Raw genomic sequence first — 20661 nt, forward strand, 5'->3', positions numbered from 1 at the left:
ACCCCTCTCATCACTGATCTGACGGTACGTCAGTTCAGCGGATGCAGGGCGATCCCGCAAGGCCCCGGCCGGCTACGGGTCGGCGAAGAGCCTCCCGCATCCCTCGACCCCGGCGGTGGCGGCGCCCGCCGCGCGCAGGGCGGCCCGCAGCAGGACCTGGTCCGCGGTGAGGACGGGACGGCCGAGGGCCGGGGGCCGGGGCCGGGGGCCGGGGGCCGGGGCCGGGGGCCGGGGGCCGGGGCCGGGGGCCGCCTCCAACGCCTCGATCACGCCGACCGCGCGGAAGCCGTTGCCGCCGATGACCACCGCCTCGGCCTCGTCCGGGGCGAAGGACCCCACGCGGATCCGCAGCGCCTCGGCCGCCGCGGCGCACCGGGCGACGACCGGCAGCCCGTGGGCGCGCGCCGAGAGGCGGGCCGGCATCCGCGCCTCCCCGGGCGCCGATCGCGTACGCGGGCCGGTGAAGGCGGAGCCGGTCGCAGCCACCGGCGCCGCCGCCGGCAGCTCGCTCGCCCCGGTCGACGTGCGGCGGCTCGGCGACGGCCCGCACCGGGGCGAGCGGGATGGTCGGATCCATCGCACCGCCGCGGCCCATCGCGCCGAACGCCACCCGGGCGGCGTGCAGACCCACATCCGCCGGGGCCAAGGCGCGCGGCTCCGACTCGGGCCCGACGTCGGCGCGCGGGATGAGGACACCAGGGCAGGCACGCACGTCCCAGCCGTCCGGTCGCCCCATCGGTCACTCCGGCCCCTCCGGAAGCGGGGACTTCACCCTGCGCCACCGGGGAGGACGCGCCGCCCGGCGCCCCGCCCGTGACCGATCCGCAATCGATTCCCTCCTTGTCCGAGACCCATCAACTCAGCGTGGCGATACGATCACACCTCATGCCTGGAGTCCCCGCAGCACCCGACATGACCACCCAGCCCCGCCCCGCGTACGTCATCGGGGCCGGCCCCGGCGGCCTCGCCGTGGCCGCCGCACTGCGCGCCCGCGGGGTCCGCGCGGTGGTCGTCGAGAAGTCCGACGCGGTCGGTACGTCCTGGCGCCGGCACTACGACCGGCTGCGCCTGCACACCACGCGCCGGCTCTCCGCCCTCCCGGGCCTGCCGATGCCGCGCCGCTTCGGGCGCTGGGTCTCCCGCGACAACGTCGTGCGCTACCTGGAGAAGTACGCCGAGTTCCACGAGCTGGAGCTGGTGACCGGCGTCGAGGTGACCCGGATCGAGCCCGCCCCCGAAGGGGAGGACGGCTGGACCCTGCACGCCAGCGGCGGGCGGGTGCTGACCGCCGCGGCCGTCGTCGTCGCCACCGGGTACAACCACACGCCGGTGATCCCCGACTGGCCCGGCCTGGACACGTACGGCGGCCGGCTGCTGCACGCCGCCGACTACCGCAACCCCCAGCCGTACGCCGGCCAGGACGTCCTCGTCGTCGGCGTCGGCAACACCGGCGCCGAGATAGCCGTCGACCTCGTCGAGGGCGGGGCGGCGCGGGTGCGGCTCGCCGTGCGCACCGCCCCGCACATCATGCGCCGCTCCACCGCCGGCTGGCCGGCCCAGCGCAGCGGGATCCTCGTCCGCCGGCTGCCCGTGAGGCTCGTGGACGGCCTGGGCCGGCTCGTCTCCGGGGCCTCGGTCCCGGACCTGTCGGCGTACGGGCTTCCGCGCCCCGCCACCGGCCTCTACAGCCGGGTCAAGGAGGGGGCGATCCCGCTCCAGGACGTCGGCCTGGTCGACGCGGTGCGCCGCGGCGCGGTGGAGCCGGTGGCCGCCGTGGAGTCCTTCGACGGCGCCGAGGTGGTGCTCGCGGACGGCTCGCGGATCACCCCGGACGCGGTGATCGCGGCCACCGGCTACCGCCGCGCCCTGGAGGGGCTGGTCGGCGGCCTCGGGGTGCTCGACGAGCGGGGGCGGCCCCGTACGCACGGCGCCCGCACCTCGCAGCAGGCCCGCGGGCTGTACTTCACCGGCTTCACGAATCCCATCAGCGGGATGTTCCGGGAGATGGCCATGGACGCGGAGAAGATCGCCAAGGCCGTGGCCCGGCAGGCGCGCCGGGCGTCGTCCCGGTAGAGCCGGCCGCCGGAGCCAGTCGTCCGTTTGTCGATAATCCGCGACGGATCGACTTTCGCTACCCTGACGGACATGACCGCCATGACGCGCACCCGCACCGAACCGGACCTGTCGTTCCTCCTGGACCACACCAGTCACGTGCTGCGGACCCAGATGAGCGCACGGCTCGGCGAGATCGGACTCACCCCGCGCATGCACTGCGTCCTCGTCCACGCCCTCGAGGAGGAGCGCACCCAGGCGCAGCTCGCCGAGATCGGGGACATGGACAAGACCACGATGGTGGTGACGGTGGACGCGCTGGAGAAGGCCGGCCTGGCCGAGCGCAGGCCGTCCGGCACGGACCGGCGGGCCCGGATCATCGCGGTGACCGAGGAGGGGGCGAAGGTCGCGCAGGAGAGCCAGAAGATCGTCGACCGAGTGCACGGAAGCGCGCTCGGCGCCCTGCCGGACGACGAGCGCGAGGTACTGCTCCGCGCACTGAACCGCCTGGTCACGGGGCATCTGCAGACACCCGAGGAGGGGCCGCGGCCGGCCCGGCGGGCACGCCAGAAGGGCTGACACCCGGGCTTCACCCCGGCAGGCCTGAGCCCTGGCCGCCTCCCGCACCGAGTCCCTCGCCGAGACGGGACGCCCCGCCCCCGAGGCCCTGACCGGCGGCTACCACCCGGCCTTCGCGGTCGGGGCGGCCCTCCTCGTCGCCGCTCCGGCCATCGCCTTCACGGTCCCGCGCCGCCCGAAGGACGCCCCGCGGGAGGCGGCCGCCGAGCGGGACGCCCTTGGCCGAACCGCGCCCTGGACCGACCCCGCGGGGATCTGACACCGTGATTCGACACCGTTCACCACATCACCTCCACCAGCTTTCCTGCGCAGCCCTGTTCCTGACGGCACGTCAGTTCAGTAATCTGACTACACGTCAGTTATTGAGTTCCAGTTCCATCAAGGTTCATCGAGCAGGAGCGGGCGGAACGATGCTTGGATCTACTCACGGCACCCTCACCACCGACTTCCGCGCACGTGTCGAGGCCTGCGGGGAGTCCCCCAGGACGGCCGTCCACTCATCGGCGGCCCCCTCCGCCGACGACGCGGTCGCCGTGGACGTCAGCGGCCGGCCGCTGCACGCCGACGTGCCCGACCTCGACCGGTTCTTCCGGCCCGAGTCCGTGGCCGTCATCGGCGCCTCCGACGCCGAGGGCAGAGCGAACACCGGCATCACCCGCCAGCTCATCGCCTGGGCGGAACGCGTCGGCGCCCGGATCCACCCCGTGCACCCCACCCGCCCCACCGTCTTCGGGCTGACCTGCCACGCCTCCGTGGCCGACCTGCCCGAACAGGTGGACCTCGCCGTCCTCCTCGTCGCCGACCCGCTCCCCGTCATCGAGGAACTGGCCGAGACCAAGGTGAAGTTCGCCGTCGCCTTCGCCTCCGGCTTCGCCGAGACCGGCGACGCGGGCGCCGCCGCCCAGGACCAGCTCGGCGCCGCCGTCCGACGCTCCGGCCTGCGCCTCCTCGGCCCCAACACCAACCTGAACGCCTTCGAGGAGTTCCGCGACGACCTCGACGGCCCGGCCATCGCCCTGATCACCCAGTCCGGCCACCAGGGCCGGCCCGTCTACACCCTCCAGGAACTCGGCATCCGGCTCTCCCACTGGGCGCCGACCGGCAACGAAGCCGACCTGGAGACCTCCGACTTCATCTCCTACTTCGCCGAGCAGCCCGAGGTGGGGGCCATCGCCTGCTACGTCGAAGGCCTCAAGGACGGCCGTTCCTTCCTCCTCGCCGCCGACCGGGCCGCACGCAACGGCGTCCCCGTCGTCGCCGTCAAAGTCGGCCGCACCGAGACCGGCGCCCGCATGGCCGCCTCCCACACCGGGAAACTGACCGGCGCCGACACCGTCGTGGACGCCGCCATGCGCCAGTTCGGCGTCATCCGCGTCGACGGACTGGACGAACTCCAGGACACCGCCGCCCTGCTCGCCCGCGCCCGCAAGCCGAAGGCCGAAGGGGTCGTCGTCTACTCCATCTCCGGCGGCACCGGAGCCCACTTCTCCGACCTGGCCACCGAGGCGGGCCTGACCCTGCCCACCCTCTCGCAGGCCAAGCAGGACGAGCTCCACCAGTGGATCCCGGAGTACCTGAACGTCGCCAACCCCGTCGACAACGGCGGCCACCCGGTCGGCGACTGGCGCGGCCGCAAGATCATCGACGCGATCCTCGCCGACCCGTCCGTCGGCGTCCTGATCTGCCCGATCACCGGCCCCTTCCCCCCGATGAGCGACAGGCTCGCCCAGGACCTGGTCGACGCAGCCGAGGCCACGGACAAGCTCATCTGCGTGATCTGGGGCTCCCCGGTCGGCACCGAGGACGCCTACCGCACCACCCTCCTCGGCTCCTCCCGCGTGGCCACCTTCCGTACCTTCGGCAACTGCATCACCGCCGTCCGCGCCTACCTCGGCCACCACCGCTTCACCGCCGGCTACCGCTCCCCCTTCGAGGACGCACCACGCACGCCCTCGCCCTCGTACCGCAAGGCGCAGGCCCTCATGCGGCCCGGCCAGCAGCTCAGCGAGCACGCGGCGAAGCAGCTCCTGCGCGCCTACGGGATACGGGTCCCCCGCGAGCAGCTGGTGACGAGCGCGGCGGCGGCCGTCCGGGCGGCCGGCCTGGTCGGCTACCCGGTGGTAATGAAGGCCTCGGGCCCGCAGCTGGGCCACAAGACGGAACTCGGCCTGGTGAAGATCGGCCTGACCTCGGCGAGCCAGATCCGCGACGCGTACCGGGAGCTGACCGACATCGCGCGCTACGAGAACGTGCCGCTCGACGGGATCCTGGTCTGCCAGATGGTGGAGCGGGGGGTGGAGATGGTCGTCGGCGTCACCCAGGACGACCTCTTCGGCCCGACGGTCACGGTGGGGCTCGGCGGGGTCCTGGTCGAGGTCCTCCACGACGCGGCGGTCCGCGTCCCGCCCTTCGGCGAGGACCAGGCCCGCGCGATGCTCACGGAACTGCGGGGGCACGCGCTGCTGGAGGGCGTACGGGGGGCACCCCCGGCCGATGTGGACGCCCTGGTGGAGGTCGTCCTGCGGATCCAGCGGATGGCGCTGGAACTCGGCGACGAGCTGTCCGAGCTGGACATCAACCCCCTGATGGTCCTCCCCCGCGGCCAGGGGGCGGTGGCCTTGGACGCCCTCGCCATCTGCCGCTGACCGGCCCCATCCAGCCCCGCCGGGCTGAAGACGAAAGGGAGTTCACCCATGACCGGCATCCCCGGGGACGAAGTCCTCCACCGCGTTGACAACGGCGTCGCCTGGATCACCCTGAACCGCCCCGAGGCGATGAACGCCGTCACCTGGGCCCAACGCGAACGCGTCATCGCGCTGCTCGCCGGCGCCTCCGCCGACCCCGCCGTCCGCGCCGTCGTCCTCACCGCCACCGGCAAGGGCTTCTGCGCGGGCGCGGACCTGCGCGGCGGCGGCGCCCCCGCGGGCGAGAGGGTCGCCGGCGACGTGGCCCGCATGATCCGCCTCGGCGCGCAGCGCCTGATCACCGCGGTGCTGGACTGCGAGAAGCCCGTCCTCGCCGCCGTCAACGGCACGGCCGCCGGCATCGGCGCCCACCTGGCGCTCGCCTGCGACCTCGTCATCGCCGCCGAACCGGCCCGCTTCATCGAGGTGTTCGTCCGCCGCGGCCTGGTCCCCGACGGCGGCGGCGCGTACCTGCTGCCCCGTCTCGTCGGCCCGCAGAAGGCCAAGGAGCTGATGTTCTTCGGCGACGCCCTCCCCGCGGCCGACGCCGAGCGCCTCGGCCTGGTCAACAAGGTGGTTCCGGCCGAGGAGCTGGAGGAGACGGCCCGCGCGTGGGCCGAGCGGCTCGCGCAGGGCCCCACCCGCGCCCTCGCCCTGACGAAGCAGCTGGTCAACGCCTCCCTGGACGGTGACCGGGCGGCCGCCCTGGCCGCCGAGGCCACCGCTCAGGAGATCAACATGACCACGGCCGACGCGAACGAGGGCGTGGCGAGCTTCGTGGAGCGCCGCACGCCCAAGTACCTGGGCCGGTGAGCTACATCTCGGGGTTCGGCTTGAGCAGCGCGAACACCGCGCCGAAGGGGTCCGCCAGCCATGCGAGCCGCCCGACGTCCGGTACGTCCGCCGCCGGCATGAGCACCGACCCGCCGTTCTTCTCCGCCTTCGCGATGGTGCCGTCCACGTCCGCCACGTGGAAGTACGGCACCCAGCGCGCCTTCTCCTGCTCGCCGCCCGCGCCCTCGCCCAGCGGTGCGACCCCGCCGAAGGAGGCGTCCTGCTGGTCCCCGTCGGCGGTGCTCAGGACGCGGTACGTCATCCCGGGCACCTCCATCTCGGCGTACCGCCACCCGAACAGGCCGGCGTAGAAGCCGATGGCCGCGACCGGGTCCGGCACGTGGAGCTCCGCCCACACCAGCGCGTTCTCGGCGGAGGCCACCTCGATCCCGGCGGTGTTCCCGGGCTGCCAGCAGGCGAACTCGGCGCCCTGCGGGTCGGTGAAGTGGGCGAGCTTGCCCTCCCCCATGACGTCCCCGGGCTCCATCCGGACCGTGCCGCCGCCGTCGCGGACGGCCGCGGCGGTGGCCTCGATGTCGGGGGTCATGAAGTGGTGCATCCAGGCGGACGTCGCCCCCTCCTCGGTGAGCGGCCCGAGCGCGGCGACGGTCTTCCCGTTGAGCTGGAAGAAGCCGTAGCCGCCCGCTTCGGGCCCGGCGGAGGCGAAGTCCCAGCCGAAGACGGTTCCGTAGAAGGCGGCGGCGGCTTCCGTGTCGGGGCTGCCGAGGTCGAGCCAGTTGGGTGATCCGGTGCTGAAGTCGGTGCCGAGCATGGGGGTCCTCCCGGGAGTACGGCGGCGGTACGAGGTCGCTGCCACGATGCCGAGCCTCCGCCCCCGCCCCGGAGTACGGACCCACGGAGGCGGGGGGTTTCACCCGTGTGGGTGTAAACGGGGGCGGCGTCCCGCCTCAGGCTCCCCGCTTCAGATCGCGACCCGCTCCAGCGCCGGCAGGAACTGGTCGTAGAAGCCCACCTTGAGCCGCAGCGAGCGCTGCTCCGCCTCCCTGAAGCAGTCGGCGGTTCCCTCGCCCTCGCCGATCAACTGCCGCAGCCGGTTGCCCAGCCGGTCGGAGTGGCTGGTGGCCAGCATGTTCACGGTCTCCAGCGCACAAGGGAGTTCAGGCCAGTGGCCGGATCGCGGAGGCCAGCCGGAGCCCGGCACGAAGGCCCGAGGTCAGCGCGATCCGCCCACGCACCTCTCGTCCACCCCTTCCTATCTGACGAACCGTCAGCTTCAATCATCGGTGTGATGGGACATGCAGGGATGGCGGCCACCGTCGTCCGATACCTCAGGTCAGTCGGCGCCCCCACCTCCGCCGCGACGGAGCGGGAACCCGAGCCCGTCGACGCCCTGCCGCGCCCCGATCTGCGGGCCGTCGGCGAGGACGAGCGCGCGCCGGTCAGTCCCGCCGAGTTCCGGGCCGTGCTCGGGAACTTCGCCAGCGGGGTCACCGTCGTCACCGCGCCGTCCGGCGAGGACGAGGACGGCCCGGCCGGCTTCGCCTGCCAGTCCTTCGCCTCGCTGTCGCTCGACCCGCCCCTGGTCACCTTCATGGTGGCCCGTACGTCGACCGCCTGGCCTCGGATCGCCCGCGCCGGGGTGTTCTGCGTCAACATCCTCGGAGCCGAGCAGGGCGAACTGTGCCGGTCCTTCGCCGTCAGCGGCGCGGACAAGTTCGCCGGGGTGAGCCACACCCCCGCCCCCGTCACCGGATCACCGCAGCTCGACGCCGTGCCCGCCTGGATCGACTGCCGGATCCAGGCCGTGCACACGGGCGGGGACCACCTCATCGTCGTGGGCCGCGTCGTGGCCATGGGCGCGGCCGGCGAGGGCGATCCGCTCCTCTTCCACAAGGGCCGCTTCGGCCGCTTCAGCGACTGATCCGCCGGCGGCGGCGCCCCGGCGGCCGGACCGCTCGGCCTTCCGCCGGGCGAACCGGTCCCGGCCGTTCTCGCGCATCTCGCGGCCCGGGAACGGGATCACCGACAGGTGCTCCTCGTCGGTGGGTCGGCGAGGCCGCCGGCACGGCGAGCACGTGATCACACCAGGGGGCGGCCGGGGGGATCCCCGGCCGCCCCGTCAGTGGCACCCTCGGTCAGAAGGTGAGCACCCCGCGCGCCACCCGCCCGTGGTGGGCGTCGTCGACGGCCTTGGCGAAGTCCTCCACCGGGTAGACCTCCGTCACCAGCTCGTCCAGCAGCAGCTTGCCCTGCCGGTAGAGCTCGGCGTACAGGGCGATGTCGCGCTGCGGGCGCGAGGACCCGTACCGGCAGCCCATGATCGTCTTGTCCAGGTACATGGAGGAGACGAGGAAGGACGCCTCCTCCGTGAATCCGGGCACGCCGAGCAGGATCGCCTGACCGTGCCGGTCGAGGAGGTCCACGGCCTGGCGGATCAGCTTGACGTTGCCCACGCACTCGAAGGCGTGGTCGGCGCCGGTCGGCAGGATCTCGCGCACCGCCGCCGAGGAGTCGGCCACCGCGGAGGCGTCGATGAAGTGCGTGGCCCCGAACTGGCGGGCCACCGCCTCCTTCGCCGGGTTCGCGTCCACCGCGACGATCGTCGCGGCCCCCGCTATCCGGGCCCCCTGGAGCACGTTCAGCCCGATGCCGCCGGTGCCGATGACGACCACCGACTCGCCGCGGTCGACGCGGGCCCGGTTCAGCACCGCGCCCACTCCCGTGAGGACCCCGCAGCCGATGAGCGCCGCCGAGGTCAGCGGGATGTCTGCGGGGATCTTCACGGCCTGGACTGCCTTGACGATCGTGCGCTCCGCGAAGGCGGAGTTGGAGGCGAACTGGAACAGCGGCTTCCCGCCCCGCGAGAACGGCTGCCCGGGCATCCCGATCGCCTTGCGGCACATCGTCGGCCGGCCCCGGTCGCAGTCGGCGCACGCACCGCAGTTGGCCAGCGTGGACAGCGACACGTGATCGCCGGGCGCCACGTGGGCGACCCCCGCGCCCACGGCCTCCACGATCCCCGCACCCTCGTGCCCCAGCACCACCGGCGGCGGGAACGGAATCGTCCCGTCGATGACCGACAGGTCGCTGTGGCACAGCCCGGCCGCCCCGATCGCGACCAGCACCTCCCCCGGCCCCGGGTCGCGGATCTCCAGGTCGTCGACCACCTGGGCCTGCTTGCCGTCGAACACGACGCCTCTCACCTGGACTCCTTAGGCAGGCCGAGCACGCGCTCGGCGATGATGTTCCGCTGGATCTCGTCCGAGCCGCCGTAGATGGTGTCGGCACGGGTGAACAGGAAGAGCCGCTGTTCCTCGTCGAGTCCGAGTTCGTACGGGAGCCCGGGCGCCCAGGCCGCCGGACCGGCGGTGGCCGCCGCTCCGCGCACCTCCACCGCCAGCTCCCCGAGCCGCCGGTGCCAGCCGCCCCACAGCAGTTTGGCCACGCTGGGCGCGCCCGCGTCGTCGGTGGCTCCGCCCAGCGTGCGGAGGGCGTTCCACCGCATGGTGCGCAGCTCGGCCCACTGCCGCACGAGCCGGTCCCGCAGGACGGGATCCCCGGCGACGGAGACCGGATCGGGGGCGGCGGCCGGGGCGGCGGCGGGGCCCGGGCCCCGACCCGATCCCGCCGCGTACGCCGCCAGCACCCGCTCCAGTTCCGCCGCGAAGCCGATCTGCTGCACCAGCGTCGAGACCCCGCGTTCCAGGGCGAGCAGGCCCATGGCCACGGTCCAGCCGTCGCCCTCCCCGCCGACGACCTCCGCCGCCACCGCCCCGTCGAAGAACACCTCGTTGAACTCGGAGGTCCCCGACATCTGCCGGATCGGCCGGACCTCGACGCGCCCCGGCTGGTCCATCCGCACGAGCAGGAACGACAGCCCCCGGTGGCGCCGCGATCCGGGCTCGGTGCGGGCCAGGACGAAGCACCAGTCGGCGTCCCGGGCCAGGGAGGTCCAGATCTTCTGCCCGGTGACGCGGTACAGCCCGTCGCCCGGGTCCCGTACCGCGGCCGTACGGATCCCCGCGAGGTCGGAGCCGGCCCCCGGCTCGCTGTAGCCCTGGCACCAGAGCTCCTCGCCCCGCGCGATCCCGGGCAGGAAGCGGTCCCGCTGCTCCCGGCTGCCGTACGCGATCAGCGTGGGCGCGAGGAGGTTCTCCCCGATGTGGCCGACCCGGCCGGGCGCGCGCAGCGCCGCGTACTCCTCGGCCCACACCACCTGGCCGGTCAGCGAGAGCCGCTGCTGCCCGTACGCCCCGGCCGGGGCCTCCCAGCCCTGCCCGATCCAGCCGCCCCGGCCCAGCTCGCGCTCCCACGCGCGCCGGGCCTCGACCCCCTCGTGTTCGCTGCCCGGCCCGCCGAGGCCGACGACCTGCGCGTACGGGCCCACGAGGTGCTCCGTCAGCCACGCCCGGGCGTGCCCGCGCAGCTCCTCGTCCTCGGCCCCGAAGCTGAAGTCCATCCTGCTCAGGCCCCCTATGTGTTGGGGCGGTCCTTGGCGGCCGCCGCCTTGGCCATGGCCTCCAGCTGCGCCAGCATGGGCATCGGGTCGGTGCCCACCGTCCCGGGCAGGAAGTCGGCTATCTTCTCCGGGGTCCAGGAGCCCTCGGCGTACCCGGCGCGCAGCTCGCGCGGCTGCGCCCAGACGGCGATCTTCGGTCCGGCGATCGTGTAGACCTGCCCGGTGATGTCCTCGGCCTTGGCGCGGTCGCTGAGCAGGTAGGTGACCAGCGCGGCCACGTCCTCCGGCTCGCCGATCTCCTTGAGCTCCATGGGGACGTTCGCCGACATGCGGGTACGGGCGACGGGTGCGACGGCGTTGGCCGTGACCCCGTACTTGGCGAGGCCCAGCGCCGCGGACCGGACGAGGGAGATGATCCCGCCCTTGGCCGCGCTGTAGTTGGCCTGCGCCACGGATCCCTGGTGGTTGCCGCTGGTGAAGCCGATCAGGGTGCCCGAGCCCTGCCTGCGCATGACGGCGGAGGCGGCGCGGAAGACGGTGAAGGTGCCCTTGAGGTGGGTGGCGACCACCGGGTCCCACTCCTCCTCGGACATGTTGAACAGCATCCGCTCGCGCAGGATGCCGGCCACGCACACGACGCCGTCGATGCGGCCGAACTCGGTGAGCGCGGTGTCCACGATGCGCTGGCCGCCCGCCATGGTGGAGATGTCGTCGGCGACGGCGACGGCCTCGCCGCCGGCGGCCTGGATCTCCTTCACCACGCCGTCGGCGACCTCGCTGGTCGGTTCGCCGCCCTCGATCCCGACGCCGTAGTCGTTGACGACGACCTTGGCGCCCTCGGCGGCCGCGGCGAGTGCCACGGCCCGCCCGATGCCCCGGCCGGCGCCGGTGACGGCGACGACCTTGCCTGCCAAGAAGTTCCCCACGTCCGGCCCCTTCCCGCGTTTTCTGACGGACCGTTAGATTCTATGGGTAGTCAGATGTACCTGCACAAGCCCTCGTTGCCGTATCCACGCAAGGAGCTGTCGACGCCCATGACCCTGCCCGCCGCTTTCCACGACATCGCCAAGCGCGTCAACAACTGGGGACGATGGGGCGCCGACGACGAGATCGGCACCCTGAACCTGATCACGGACGAGGTCGTCCGGGCCGCCGCGGCGGAGATCCGCAGCGGCCGCCGCGTCCCCCTCGCCCTCCCCCTCAAGGAGGACGGGGTGCAGGTCGGCATGATCCCGGGCCGGATCAACCCGCTGCACACGATGGTGCAGATCAATCAGGAGATCTTCGGCCCGGGCACGGTGGCGTGCAGCGACGACGCCGTGAGCATGGGCCTCCAGGCGGGCACCCACTGGGACGCCCTCACCCACGTCTCGCACTCGGGCAAGATCTACAACGGCCGCCCGGCCGGCACCATCACGGCGCACGGCCGCGCCGAGTACAGCGGCATCGACAAGGCCGGCCCCATCGTCTCGCGCGGAGTCCTCCTGGACGTGGCCCGCGCGAAGGGCCTGGACCGGCTGGAGGGGGGCCATGCGGTGACCCCGGAAGACCTGGCGCAGGCCGAGGAGTTCGGCGGGCTCACGGTCCGCCCGGGCGACATCGTCCTGGTCCGCACCGGCCAGATCCAGGTCTACCTGGCCGGCGACAAACACGGCTACGGCTTCCCCTCGCCCGGCCTCTCGGTCCGCACCCCGGAGTGGTTCCACGCCCGCGACGTGGCGGCCGTCGCGAACGACACCCTCACCTTCGAGATCTTCCCGCCGGAGATCGACGACCTGTGGCTGCCGGTCCACGCCCTCGACCTGGTCGAGATGGGCATGCACCAGGGCCAGAACTGGGATCTCGAAAAGTTGTCCACAGCCTGTGCAGAAGAGAACCGGTACTCCTTCCTCCTCTCCGCGATGCCGGAACCCTTCGTCGGCGGAACGGGCACCCCGGTGGCCCCCGTGGCCATCCTCTGACCAGCAGGGAAGCGCCGCGGCCGGAGGGGGCCGCAACTGCGGCGACGCGGGTGTCCGACCCTCGTGGAACCATGAGGTGTTCATGACGCGTCACCGTTCGCGCGTCACCCCCCGCCCCCGCCACCTTTCCCTGCAGGAGAAGCCCGCATGGCCAACCCGTACCAGGTTCCGCCGCCGCCGCCCGCCCCCAGGCGCCGCTCGGGCGGCAACGTCGTCGCCGTCATCGTCCTCGCCGTGATCATCATCGGCGGCTACTTCGCCTTGCAGTCGCTCCGCAAGGACGACGGCAAGCCGTCGGCTTCCCCCTCGGCGTCCCCCTCCGCCAAGCCCACGGCCAAGGACCCCGGATCCCCCGAGTCCTCCTCCGACACCTCCAGCGCGTGGAAGGTCGGCGACTGCGGCGGCCCCGACCCGGCCAAGGCCCCCGACGGGTACAAGCGGACGGGATGCTCCGACTCCGGGGCCACCTTCAAGGCCATCGACATCAAGGAGGCCAGCATCCTCCCGGGTGCGATCCAGTGCCCGCCCGGCACGGACCTGATGATCGACGTGAGCATCTCCTACGGCGGCGGCAAGTCGAGCGGCATCCCCACCAACACCGTCTGCGGCCGGAACCTGTCGAACGACCACCCCGGCGACGCGGGCGCCGGCGGCGGCCAGCTGGTGAAGGGCGACTGCGTGACCTCTCAGGCCAAGGAGGTCGCCTGCGGCGGCTCGGGCGCCCAGAAGGTCCTCGGCCTCGTCAAGACGAAGTCCGAGTGCCCCTCCGGCACCACCGACCCGATCGAGCTGACCATGGCGATCGGCCGCCCGTACGACGTGATCTGCACCGACGGCTGACCTCTGCGGGTTCTACGGGTGGCGGCGGCGCGCACGCACGCTCGTCCCGAGCGCGGCAGAGCAGCCGCCACCCCGGGGGGCGCCGCCGGCCCCGGGGTGGTGCCCGCCGCTCAACCGACGAGCCGGAACCACACCCGTTTCCCGCCCTCCTCGGTGAGCACCGCCCAGTCGTCGGCGTACGCCCGCAGCAGCGCCAGCCCACGGCCCCCCGTATCGAACAGCCACCGCCCTGCTGGAGGCGTCGCACTGGCCCTCAGTCATCGTGCGCATCATCCCGTTCGATCGGCAGATCACGGGCTCAGTGCACTCGATGCTCTACGCAGGGGCTGCCATTCCGGCGCTCGACACCGTCCAGATCGACAGCGCTTTCGACAGTGGCTTCCTGGACGCAGAGGCTCAACTCGTGAAGTACCGAGGGTTGCTCGAATCCATCGAGTCGATCTCGCTCGGCGCGGAAGAGTCGAGAGAACACATTCACCGCATCGCTCAGGAAGTGTGAGTCAAGGCGCATGACCGACGAAATCAAGTGGCAGAAGTCCTCATTCTCAGGGCCGGACGACAATCAGAGCTGCGTTGAGCTCGCGCCCATCGCCGGCGTGATCAAGATGCGCGAGAGCGACGATCCGGACGTGGTCGTGACCACGTCGGTGGAGAAGCTGCGGGCGTTCATCCTCGGAGTCAAGGCCGGCGAGTTCGATCACCTGATCTGACGAGCCGCGACACCCAGACGCCCCCCATCTCTCCAGGTGAGGGGCGTTTGACACGCGCCGATACAACTTTGGGACGTCGCACCATTGCGACGCACCCTCCTGTGACGCTACCGTCGCTGTACGTCACCACGTGGTGAGCGGTCCGCCAGGTCGCGGCGCGGGTGGCCGAACTCTCCCCTGCCCTGCGCCAGTTGGGGAGAGTCTCACCGCCGCTCCCTCCCCGCCGCTCGTCACGGCCAGGAGGGGGCGGCCCCGCCGCACTGGCAGGAGTGACCGCATGCTCGCGCGACAGAACATCCCCTCCACCACCCCACCCCGATCCCCCCGGAACGCCACCGTGGCATCCACTACGGCTACTGGTTCGAGGCCCTCTGCTACGTGGACGCGTACGACCAGACGCCCGAACTGCTCGACCGGGTCATGCTGGACACCCCCGAGGAGGCCGTCCGCCTGGTCCGGATCCAGATCCGGACCACCCAGCCCTTCGCCCTGTCACCGGCCGAGGTGGACCGCGCACTCGCCTGGTCGGACAGCGGCGGCCGCATCCCGACCCTCACCGCACTCCACCGCGGCGAAGTCGCCGGCTTCAGCATCGTCCTGCGCAACGGGATCCGCGCCGAGTGGCGCGTACGCCCCGTCGACTACCTCTCCCTGACCGTCGCGCACCGCTAAGAACCGGCCGATGGCCCACCACCGCCATCACGCTTGCTGCCGCAACGGCCTGCCCGAGGCGGTAGCTTGAGCCGCACGGCCACGAGCCAAGACCTCGCCTGGCTCGATGTGTGCACTCCCGAACAATGCAACTCGCCAGTACGCAAAGATCATGCGAAGGTTTGTTCGTTTGACGGGGGCGTACGGGGGGCTTGGTGGGGTTTGACGAGGAGTGGGCTCAGCTGCGGGCGGGGGCAGCTGGTCGCGCGGCCGCGGCTCCGGCTGTCGTCGCAGCCATCGAGGTCGATCCGGTGACGGCCGCGCGGGAGGCGGCGACTGCGCGGCTGGCGGACTTCCGTAGCCGAGTCGTGCTCGTACCGTCAGACGATCGGGGCGGCCTCTGGACGACCCAACTCGGCGGCCTGGACTGGATTTGCGCGTTCTCGGACGAGGAGACCCTGAGCCGCTTCGCCGTGGCTCGGGACGAGGCCGCGCAGGAGTGGACGTACCGCCGGGTGATCGGTGCGCGGCTGCTGGACGAGGTGATACCGGCGCTGGACTTCCCGTGCGGGGTCGCGCTCGACGCGGCGGGGCCTGAGGGAATCGTATTTCCCCCGATGCGGGGGATCGTGCCGGACGCGGCGGCACTGGACGGGGAGGCGGCCGCGTGAGCGGGGACGGGGCGGATCTCGACGTCTCGAAGCAGGCGTTGGGCGAGATCGCCAAGGGGATCACGGACAGTCTGGCCGAGTTGAAGGAACTCGGGTCGGTGGGCACGGCGAGCATGGGCGGCGGTTTCACCGAGCTGGGGCTCACGGGAATGGAGACTGGGCACGAGGGTCTGACGTCCACGCTGGGCACGTTCTGCGAACGCTGGGGCTGGGGGGGTCCGCTCGCTGGTGCAGCAGGGGAACGCGTTCGCCCAGAACGTGGGCCTGTCGGCGGGCGTGATGCACGAGCAGGACCAGTACATCCAGGGCAGCTTCAAGGTCGTGACGAACGCGGCGCTCGGCAATCCGTACGCCTCCGAGAAGGACGTCATCGACAAGGACTGGGGCGAGGTCTTCTCCGACAACCCGATCACCCAGATCCGGGATGCCGACTACAGCCCCGAATCCTTCGGCCGGGCCACGGAGAACGGCAACGAGGCCTGGAAGACCGCGGTCCGGGACGTCAACAGCTCCGACATCCTCCTGTCCAACCAGATCCTCGACGCCGTCGGACTACGCGACGACATGGACGGCATGGTGAACGAGTTCGTCGGCCCCGCACCCGAGCCGCAGCCGGGTGGTGAGGGCTGATGACGGACTGGGGCGGCCTGGTCGACAAGGGTCTCGACAAGATCGGGGACGGGGTCGATTCGGCGAAGAAGGTCATCGGCCACGGGGTGGACCGTGCCACCGACGAGGTCGGTGGCGCACTCGACCGGGCCGGCGCGCACGACTGGGCCGACAAGGTCGAGGACTTCGGCGACGGCGTCGCCTCCCGTCTCGGGGCCTCGGTACGGGAGCAGGAGCTCGGCCAGAGCGAGCAGGCGGACGAGCTGGTCCACGGCAAGTCGTCGGCGATCCGGACGGCCGCCAAGCACTTCACCGACTTCCAGGCGGCTTTCGAGCGGGTCGGTCAGGGCATGAAGGCCCTCGACTCTGACCGGTGGAAGGGGCAGGCCGCCGACGCGTTCCGCGAGAAGTTCGCGATGCACCCCACCGACTGGCTGCGCGCCTCCGACGCGTGCGAGTCGGCGAGCGGCGCGCTCACCCACTACGCGGAGACGGTGGATTGGGCACAGACACAGGCAGCGGAGGCCATCGCGCTCCACAAGGCTGCGGTGAAGGCGTCGAAGGACGCCCACGACGCACATGTCGCCAAGGAGGATGCCTACAAGGCCGCGTCGAAAGCCGGCCGCGATCCGGGCCCGGTGCCGATGGAGGGCACCGACCCGGGTGAGGCCGCCCGCAAGCGGGCCAAGGAGATCCTCGACGAGGCTCGCAGACAGCGCGACGATGCCGCCACGACGGCCGAGCGCACCCTCAAGGCCGCCATGGAACACGCACCGGCCGACCCCCCGGCGATGGACCAGCTCCTGGCCGGGTTCGGCGACTACGTGGGCTCGGAGGCCGTCGAGCTCAACCACTTCGTGGGCGGGGTGGCCAAGGGCGCGGCGGGGACGCTGAACTTCGCCCGCGGCCTGAACCCCTTCGACCCGTACAACCTGACGCACCCGGCCGACTTCCAGCAGAACTTCAGCATGACGCTGGCCGGTCTCGTCTCCACCGCGTCCCACCCCGAACGCATCCCCGGCCCGATGATCGACAGCTTCATGAAGGACCCCAGCGAATTCCTGGGCCGTCTCGTCCCCGATCTCATCGGCTCGAAGGGCCTGCCCACCCTCCGAGCCGGCGCACGGTTCGCCGAGGAAGCGGCGACCACGGGCACCGCGCGGGCGGCCACGAAGGCCGAAGCCGAGGCTGCGGCCCGCCGCAAGGCCGACCTGGAGTGCAAGGGCGACCCGGTCGACGTCGCGACGGGCCGGATGGTCCTGCCGCAGACCGACCTGGTCCTCCCGGGCTCGCTGCCGCTCGTGTTCACCCGTACCTTCGAGTCCTCGTACCGCGCGGGCCGCTGGTTCGGCCCGTCCTGGGCGTGCACGGTCGACCAGCGCCTGGAGATCGACGAGGAAGGCGTCATCCTCGTACGCGAGGACGGCAGCCTGCTCGCCTATCCGCACCCCGAGCCCGGAACCCCCGTGCTCCCCGGCCACGGTCAGCGCTGGCCACTCGTCCTCGACGCGGACGGCGGATACACGGTCACCGACCCCGAGTCCGGCCACGTCCGTCACTTCACGGACGAGGGCCTCCTCAGCCAGCTCGACGACCGGGGCGGCGCCTGGATCGCCTTCGCGTACGACGAGACGGGCGCGCCGACCGGCCTGTCCCACAGCGGCGGCTACGAGGTGCGCCTCAGCTCATGGGAAGGCCGAATAACCGGCCTCGTCCTCGTCGACGGCACCGAGGTGCTCCGCTACGCGTACACGGACGGCCACCTCACCCACGTCACCAACTCCTCAGGCCGCCCCCTCCGGTTCGGCTACGACGAACTCGGCCGGATCACCTCCTGGACCGACACCAACGACCGCCATTTCGCCTACGTCTACGACGACCGGCACCGCTGCACCGCCCAGTCCGGCACCAACGGCCACCTCAACGTCCGCTTCACCTATGGGGACGGCTCCACCACCTACACCGACTCCCTCGGCCACGGAACCCGGTACCTGGTCAACGACCGCGCCCAGATCACGGCGGAGATCGACGCCACGGGCGCCACCACCCACCTCACCCACGACGCGTACAACCGCCTGCTGACGCGTACCGACCCGCTGGGCCACACGACGCGCTACGTCTACGACGAGCAGGGGCGGCTCACCACGGTCGTCCGCCCGGACGGTCGCGAGGTACGGGCCGAGTACGACGCCCTGGGCCTGCCGGTCAAGGTGATCCAGCCGGACGGCCGGGTCACGCAGTCAACGTACGACGCCCGCGGCAACCGCATCTCCGCCACCGCCCCGGCAGGAACCACGAACCACTTCACCTACGACACCCGCGGCCACCTGGCCTCGGTGACGGACGCCCTGGGCGCAATCACCACGGTCCGCTGCGACCCAGCCGGCCTGCCCGTTGAGATCACCAACCCGCTGGGTGCGACGACCCGCTACACCCGCGACTCCTTCGGCCGTCCCACCGCCATCACCGATCCCCTCGGCCACACCACCCGTCTCACCTGGAGTGTGGAGGGACGCCTGCTCCACCGGGCGACCGCCGACGGCAACACGGAATCCTGGACCTACGACGGCGAGGGCAACTGCACCTCCCATACCGACCCGGTGGGCGGAGTGACGCTCTCCGAGTACGGGGACTTCGACCTCCTGACCTCCCGCACCGGCCCGGACGGGGTCCGCTACTCCTTCACCCACGACACGGAGCTCCGCCTCACCGGAGTCACCAACCCCCAGGGCCTGACCTGGACCTACACCTACGACCCGGTCGGCCGCCTCGCCTCCGAGACCGACTTCGACGACCGCGCCCTGACCTACGCGTACGACGCCGCGGGCCGCCTTGCTTCCCGTACGAACGCACTCGGCGCCACAACCACCTACACGCACGACTCCCTCTCCCAGCTCCTCCGCAAGCAGACAGCGGACGGCATCACGTCGTACGCGTACGACGTCTTCGGCGAGCTCGCCCGGGCCGTCTCGCCGGACGGCACCACGCTGACCCTGCTACGGGACCGGTTCGGACGCGTCGTCTCGGAAACAGTCGACGGACGCGCCCTCTCCCACACCTACGACGCCGCGGGCCGCAGAGCCGGCCGTACCACCCCCGCCGGGGCGCAGTCCGAGTGGACCTACGACGCGGCCGGCCGCCGCAGCGCCCTCAATGCATCTGGCCGCACCCTGGCCTTCGAACGGGATGCCGCAGGCCGGGAACTGACCCGCACCATCGGCGCGGACCTCGACCTGGTGCAGGCGTACGACCCACTCGGGCGCCTCACCGACCAGCACCTAGTCGGCCAGGACGGCCGCACCCTACAGCGCCGCGGCTACAGCTACCGCGCCGACGGCGCTCTCACGGCCATCGACGACGCACTCGCAGGCCTCCGCACCTTCACCCTGGACGCGGCGGCCCGGGTAACGGCAGTCGACGCGTCCAACTGGTCGGAGCTTTACGCCTACGACGAGGCCGGCAACCAGACCAGCGCTTCCTGGCCGACCCGCCACCCAGGCGCCGAGTCCCAAGGCGACCGTTCATACCAGGGCACCCGCATCACCCGCGCCGGCTCGATCCGCTACGAGCACGACGCCCTCGGGCGGGTCGTCCTCCGCCAGAAGACCCGCCTGTCCCGCAAGCCCGACACGTGGTGCTACGAGTGGGACGCGGAAGACCGCCTGACCGGGGTCACCACCCCCGACGGCACACGATGGCGCTACCGCTACGACGCCCTGTCCCGCCGCACGGCCAAACAACGCCTCGCGCCCACCGGCGAGGTGTCGGAAGAAACCCTCTTCACGTGGGACAGCACCACCCTGTGCGAGGAGACGACCGGCCAGGTCACCCTCACCTGGACCCACAACGGCCTCCACCCCCTCACCCAGGCGGAACGCGTCCTCGGCACCACCGACGAACGCTTCTTCGCCATCGTCACGGACCTCATCGGCACCCCCCGCGAACTGATCGACGAGTCCGGCGACATCGCCTGGCGCGCCCGCTCCACCCTCTGGGGCTCCACCACCTGGACCCGCAACGCCACCGCCTACACCCCCCTCCGCTTCCCGGGCCAGTACTTTGACCCCGAGACAGGCCTCCACCACAACTACTTCCGCACATACGACCCCGAAACAGCCCGCTACCTCACCCCGGACCCCCTGGGCCTGACGCCCGCCCCGAACCCGGGCACCTACGTCCACAACCCCCACACCTGGTCGGATCCTCACGGACTTGCTCCGGAGGGGTGCCCCGAGGAACCTGTCAAGCTGTATCGATCTCCACACGCGGGCAACAAAGCACTCGAGGCTCACGGCCTTGACCCTTCCCTTCACCCGGCCACAACGAAAGGCGGCGCTGGCACCGCCTATCTCGGAGAGAGCGAAGAGGTCGCTCGTAGGTACGCAGTCCAGGGAGGGTACGAGGACGGATACCACGAGTTCGTCATGAAGCCAGGATTCTTGGAGGCATTCCCACCGGATGGACATCCCGGCGGACCAAAACTCCGAATCCCACACGACAATAGGCCGGGCGAGTGGCAGTGGATCATCGATCAAGGCGACATCCCCCACTTCAACTCATTCATCGACGACGTCACATGGATCAACTGGTACGAAGGATACCGCTGGCTAGATTGATTACAGTCTTCACACATCTTCCGTAAAGGAGACA

At 71.7% G+C, this 20661-nt stretch carries 19 protein-coding genes; 13 read left to right on the top strand and 6 right to left on the bottom strand.

The window, feature by feature from the left end:
* Positions 1-72: 72 nt before the first annotated feature.
* A complete protein-coding gene (locus tag OG332_RS18960; protein WP_327414600.1) occupies positions 73-423 on the bottom strand; it encodes a hypothetical protein in 351 nt (116 codons plus the stop codon).
* A 462-nt stretch (positions 424-885) separates the two neighbouring features.
* Between OG332_RS18960 and OG332_RS18965 the strand changes: the two genes are divergently transcribed.
* The 4 genes from OG332_RS18965 to OG332_RS18980 all read left to right on the top strand — a co-directional run bounded on the left by OG332_RS18965 (position 886) and on the right by OG332_RS18980 (position 6128).
* On the top strand, positions 886-2073 hold the full coding sequence (locus tag OG332_RS18965) for a flavin-containing monooxygenase (protein WP_327414601.1): 1188 nt from the start codon (positions 886-888) through the stop codon (positions 2071-2073).
* A 72-nt stretch (positions 2074-2145) separates the two neighbouring features.
* Positions 2146-2631, top strand: a complete 486-nt coding sequence (locus tag OG332_RS18970; protein ID WP_327414602.1) for a MarR family winged helix-turn-helix transcriptional regulator — start codon at positions 2146-2148, stop codon at positions 2629-2631.
* Between the two features lie 410 nt (positions 2632-3041).
* Positions 3042-5276, top strand: a complete 2235-nt coding sequence (locus OG332_RS18975) for an acetate--CoA ligase family protein (protein WP_327414603.1) — start codon at positions 3042-3044, stop codon at positions 5274-5276.
* A gap of 48 nt (positions 5277-5324) precedes the next feature.
* Positions 5325-6128 carry an enoyl-CoA hydratase/isomerase family protein gene (locus OG332_RS18980; RefSeq protein WP_327414604.1) on the top strand — a complete coding sequence of 268 codons (804 nt, stop codon included), beginning with the start codon at positions 5325-5327 and terminating at the stop codon, positions 6126-6128.
* 1 nt (position 6129) lies between these two features.
* Here OG332_RS18980 and OG332_RS18985 read toward each other — a convergent pair whose 3' ends face one another.
* Positions 6130-6921: a VOC family protein gene (locus OG332_RS18985; protein WP_327414605.1), complete on the bottom strand. Its 792-nt coding sequence runs from the start codon at positions 6919-6921 to the stop codon at positions 6130-6132.
* 150 nt (positions 6922-7071) lie between these two features.
* Complete coding sequence (locus OG332_RS18990; RefSeq protein ID WP_327414606.1) at positions 7072-7245, bottom strand: hypothetical protein; 174 nt, start codon at positions 7243-7245, stop codon at positions 7072-7074.
* A gap of 168 nt (positions 7246-7413) precedes the next feature.
* Between OG332_RS18990 and OG332_RS18995 the strand changes: the two genes are divergently transcribed.
* Positions 7414-8031, top strand: coding sequence for a flavin reductase family protein (locus tag OG332_RS18995; protein ID WP_327419293.1), 618 nt, complete (start codon positions 7414-7416; stop codon positions 8029-8031).
* A gap of 214 nt (positions 8032-8245) precedes the next feature.
* Here OG332_RS18995 and OG332_RS19000 read toward each other — a convergent pair whose 3' ends face one another.
* The 3 genes from OG332_RS19000 to OG332_RS19010 are packed head-to-tail and all read right to left on the bottom strand — an operon-like array spanning position 8246 to position 11495.
* Entirely contained in the window at positions 8246-9313 is a 1068-nt protein-coding gene (locus tag OG332_RS19000; RefSeq protein ID WP_327414607.1) for a Zn-dependent alcohol dehydrogenase, read from the bottom strand.
* Positions 9310-10569 (bottom strand): acyl-CoA dehydrogenase family protein, encoded by a 1260-nt coding sequence (locus tag OG332_RS19005; protein ID WP_327414608.1) that lies wholly within the window; start codon positions 10567-10569, stop codon positions 9310-9312. Before OG332_RS19005 ends, OG332_RS19000 begins: the two co-directional genes overlap by 4 nt.
* A 14-nt stretch (positions 10570-10583) precedes the next feature.
* Positions 10584-11495 (bottom strand): SDR family oxidoreductase, encoded by a 912-nt coding sequence (locus tag OG332_RS19010; protein WP_327414609.1) that lies wholly within the window; start codon positions 11493-11495, stop codon positions 10584-10586.
* Between the two features lie 108 nt (positions 11496-11603).
* Between OG332_RS19010 and OG332_RS19015 the strand changes: the two genes are divergently transcribed.
* The 8 genes from OG332_RS19015 (at position 11604) to OG332_RS19050 (ending at position 20627) form a co-directional block, all read left to right on the top strand.
* Positions 11604-12530, top strand: a complete 927-nt coding sequence (locus OG332_RS19015; protein WP_327414610.1) for a cyclase family protein — start codon at positions 11604-11606, stop codon at positions 12528-12530.
* Between the two features lie 147 nt (positions 12531-12677).
* Complete coding sequence (locus OG332_RS19020) at positions 12678-13370, top strand: hypothetical protein (RefSeq protein ID WP_327414611.1); 693 nt, start codon at positions 12678-12680, stop codon at positions 13368-13370.
* A gap of 232 nt (positions 13371-13602) precedes the next feature.
* Positions 13603-13869, top strand: a complete 267-nt coding sequence (locus OG332_RS19025; protein ID WP_327419294.1) for a Scr1 family TA system antitoxin-like transcriptional regulator — start codon at positions 13603-13605, stop codon at positions 13867-13869.
* A gap of 10 nt (positions 13870-13879) precedes the next feature.
* Positions 13880-14080, top strand: coding sequence for a DUF397 domain-containing protein (locus OG332_RS19030; RefSeq protein WP_327414612.1), 201 nt, complete (start codon positions 13880-13882; stop codon positions 14078-14080).
* Positions 14081-14458: 378 nt separating this feature from the next.
* On the top strand, positions 14459-14752 hold the full coding sequence (locus OG332_RS19035; protein ID WP_327414613.1) for a hypothetical protein: 294 nt from the start codon (positions 14459-14461) through the stop codon (positions 14750-14752).
* A gap of 194 nt (positions 14753-14946) precedes the next feature.
* Positions 14947-15402, top strand: coding sequence for an SseB family protein (locus OG332_RS19040; RefSeq protein WP_327414614.1), 456 nt, complete (start codon positions 14947-14949; stop codon positions 15400-15402).
* 228 nt (positions 15403-15630) lie between these two features.
* Positions 15631-16032: a hypothetical protein gene (locus tag OG332_RS19045; RefSeq protein ID WP_327414615.1), complete on the top strand. Its 402-nt coding sequence runs from the start codon at positions 15631-15633 to the stop codon at positions 16030-16032.
* Positions 16032-20627: a putative T7SS-secreted protein gene (locus OG332_RS19050; protein ID WP_327414616.1), complete on the top strand. Its 4596-nt coding sequence runs from the start codon at positions 16032-16034 to the stop codon at positions 20625-20627. The genes OG332_RS19045 and OG332_RS19050 overlap by 1 nt, the downstream gene beginning before the upstream one ends.
* Positions 20628-20661: the final 34 nt, after the last annotated feature.

Origin of the sequence: Streptomyces sp. NBC_01233 (assembly GCF_035989305.1) — a bacterium.
Taxonomy (GTDB): Bacteria; Actinomycetota; Actinomycetes; order Streptomycetales; family Streptomycetaceae; genus Streptomyces.

What these genes read in the sequence shown, in the direction of transcription:
- OG332_RS18960 (WP_327414600.1), bottom strand. Translation starts at nt 423, where the DNA reads ATGCCGGCCCGCCTCTCGGCGCGCGCCCACGGGCTGCCGGTCGTCGCC.
- OG332_RS18965 (WP_327414601.1), top strand. Translation starts at nt 886, where the DNA reads ATGCCTGGAGTCCCCGCAGCACCCGACATGACCACCCAGCCCCGCCCC.
- OG332_RS18970 (WP_327414602.1), top strand. Translation starts at nt 2,146, where the DNA reads ATGACCGCCATGACGCGCACCCGCACCGAACCGGACCTGTCGTTCCTC.
- OG332_RS18975 (WP_327414603.1), top strand. Translation starts at nt 3,042, where the DNA reads ATGCTTGGATCTACTCACGGCACCCTCACCACCGACTTCCGCGCACGT.
- OG332_RS18980 (WP_327414604.1), top strand. Translation starts at nt 5,325, where the DNA reads ATGACCGGCATCCCCGGGGACGAAGTCCTCCACCGCGTTGACAACGGC.
- OG332_RS18985 (WP_327414605.1), bottom strand. Translation starts at nt 6,921, where the DNA reads ATGCTCGGCACCGACTTCAGCACCGGATCACCCAACTGGCTCGACCTC.
- OG332_RS18995 (WP_327419293.1), top strand. Translation starts at nt 7,414, where the DNA reads ATGGCGGCCACCGTCGTCCGATACCTCAGGTCAGTCGGCGCCCCCACC.
- OG332_RS19005 (WP_327414608.1), bottom strand. Translation starts at nt 10,569, where the DNA reads ATGGACTTCAGCTTCGGGGCCGAGGACGAGGAGCTGCGCGGGCACGCC.
- OG332_RS19015 (WP_327414610.1), top strand. Translation starts at nt 11,604, where the DNA reads ATGACCCTGCCCGCCGCTTTCCACGACATCGCCAAGCGCGTCAACAAC.
- OG332_RS19020 (WP_327414611.1), top strand. Translation starts at nt 12,678, where the DNA reads ATGGCCAACCCGTACCAGGTTCCGCCGCCGCCGCCCGCCCCCAGGCGC.
- OG332_RS19030 (WP_327414612.1), top strand. Translation starts at nt 13,880, where the DNA reads ATGACCGACGAAATCAAGTGGCAGAAGTCCTCATTCTCAGGGCCGGAC.
- OG332_RS19050 (WP_327414616.1), top strand. Translation starts at nt 16,032, where the DNA reads ATGACGGACTGGGGCGGCCTGGTCGACAAGGGTCTCGACAAGATCGGG.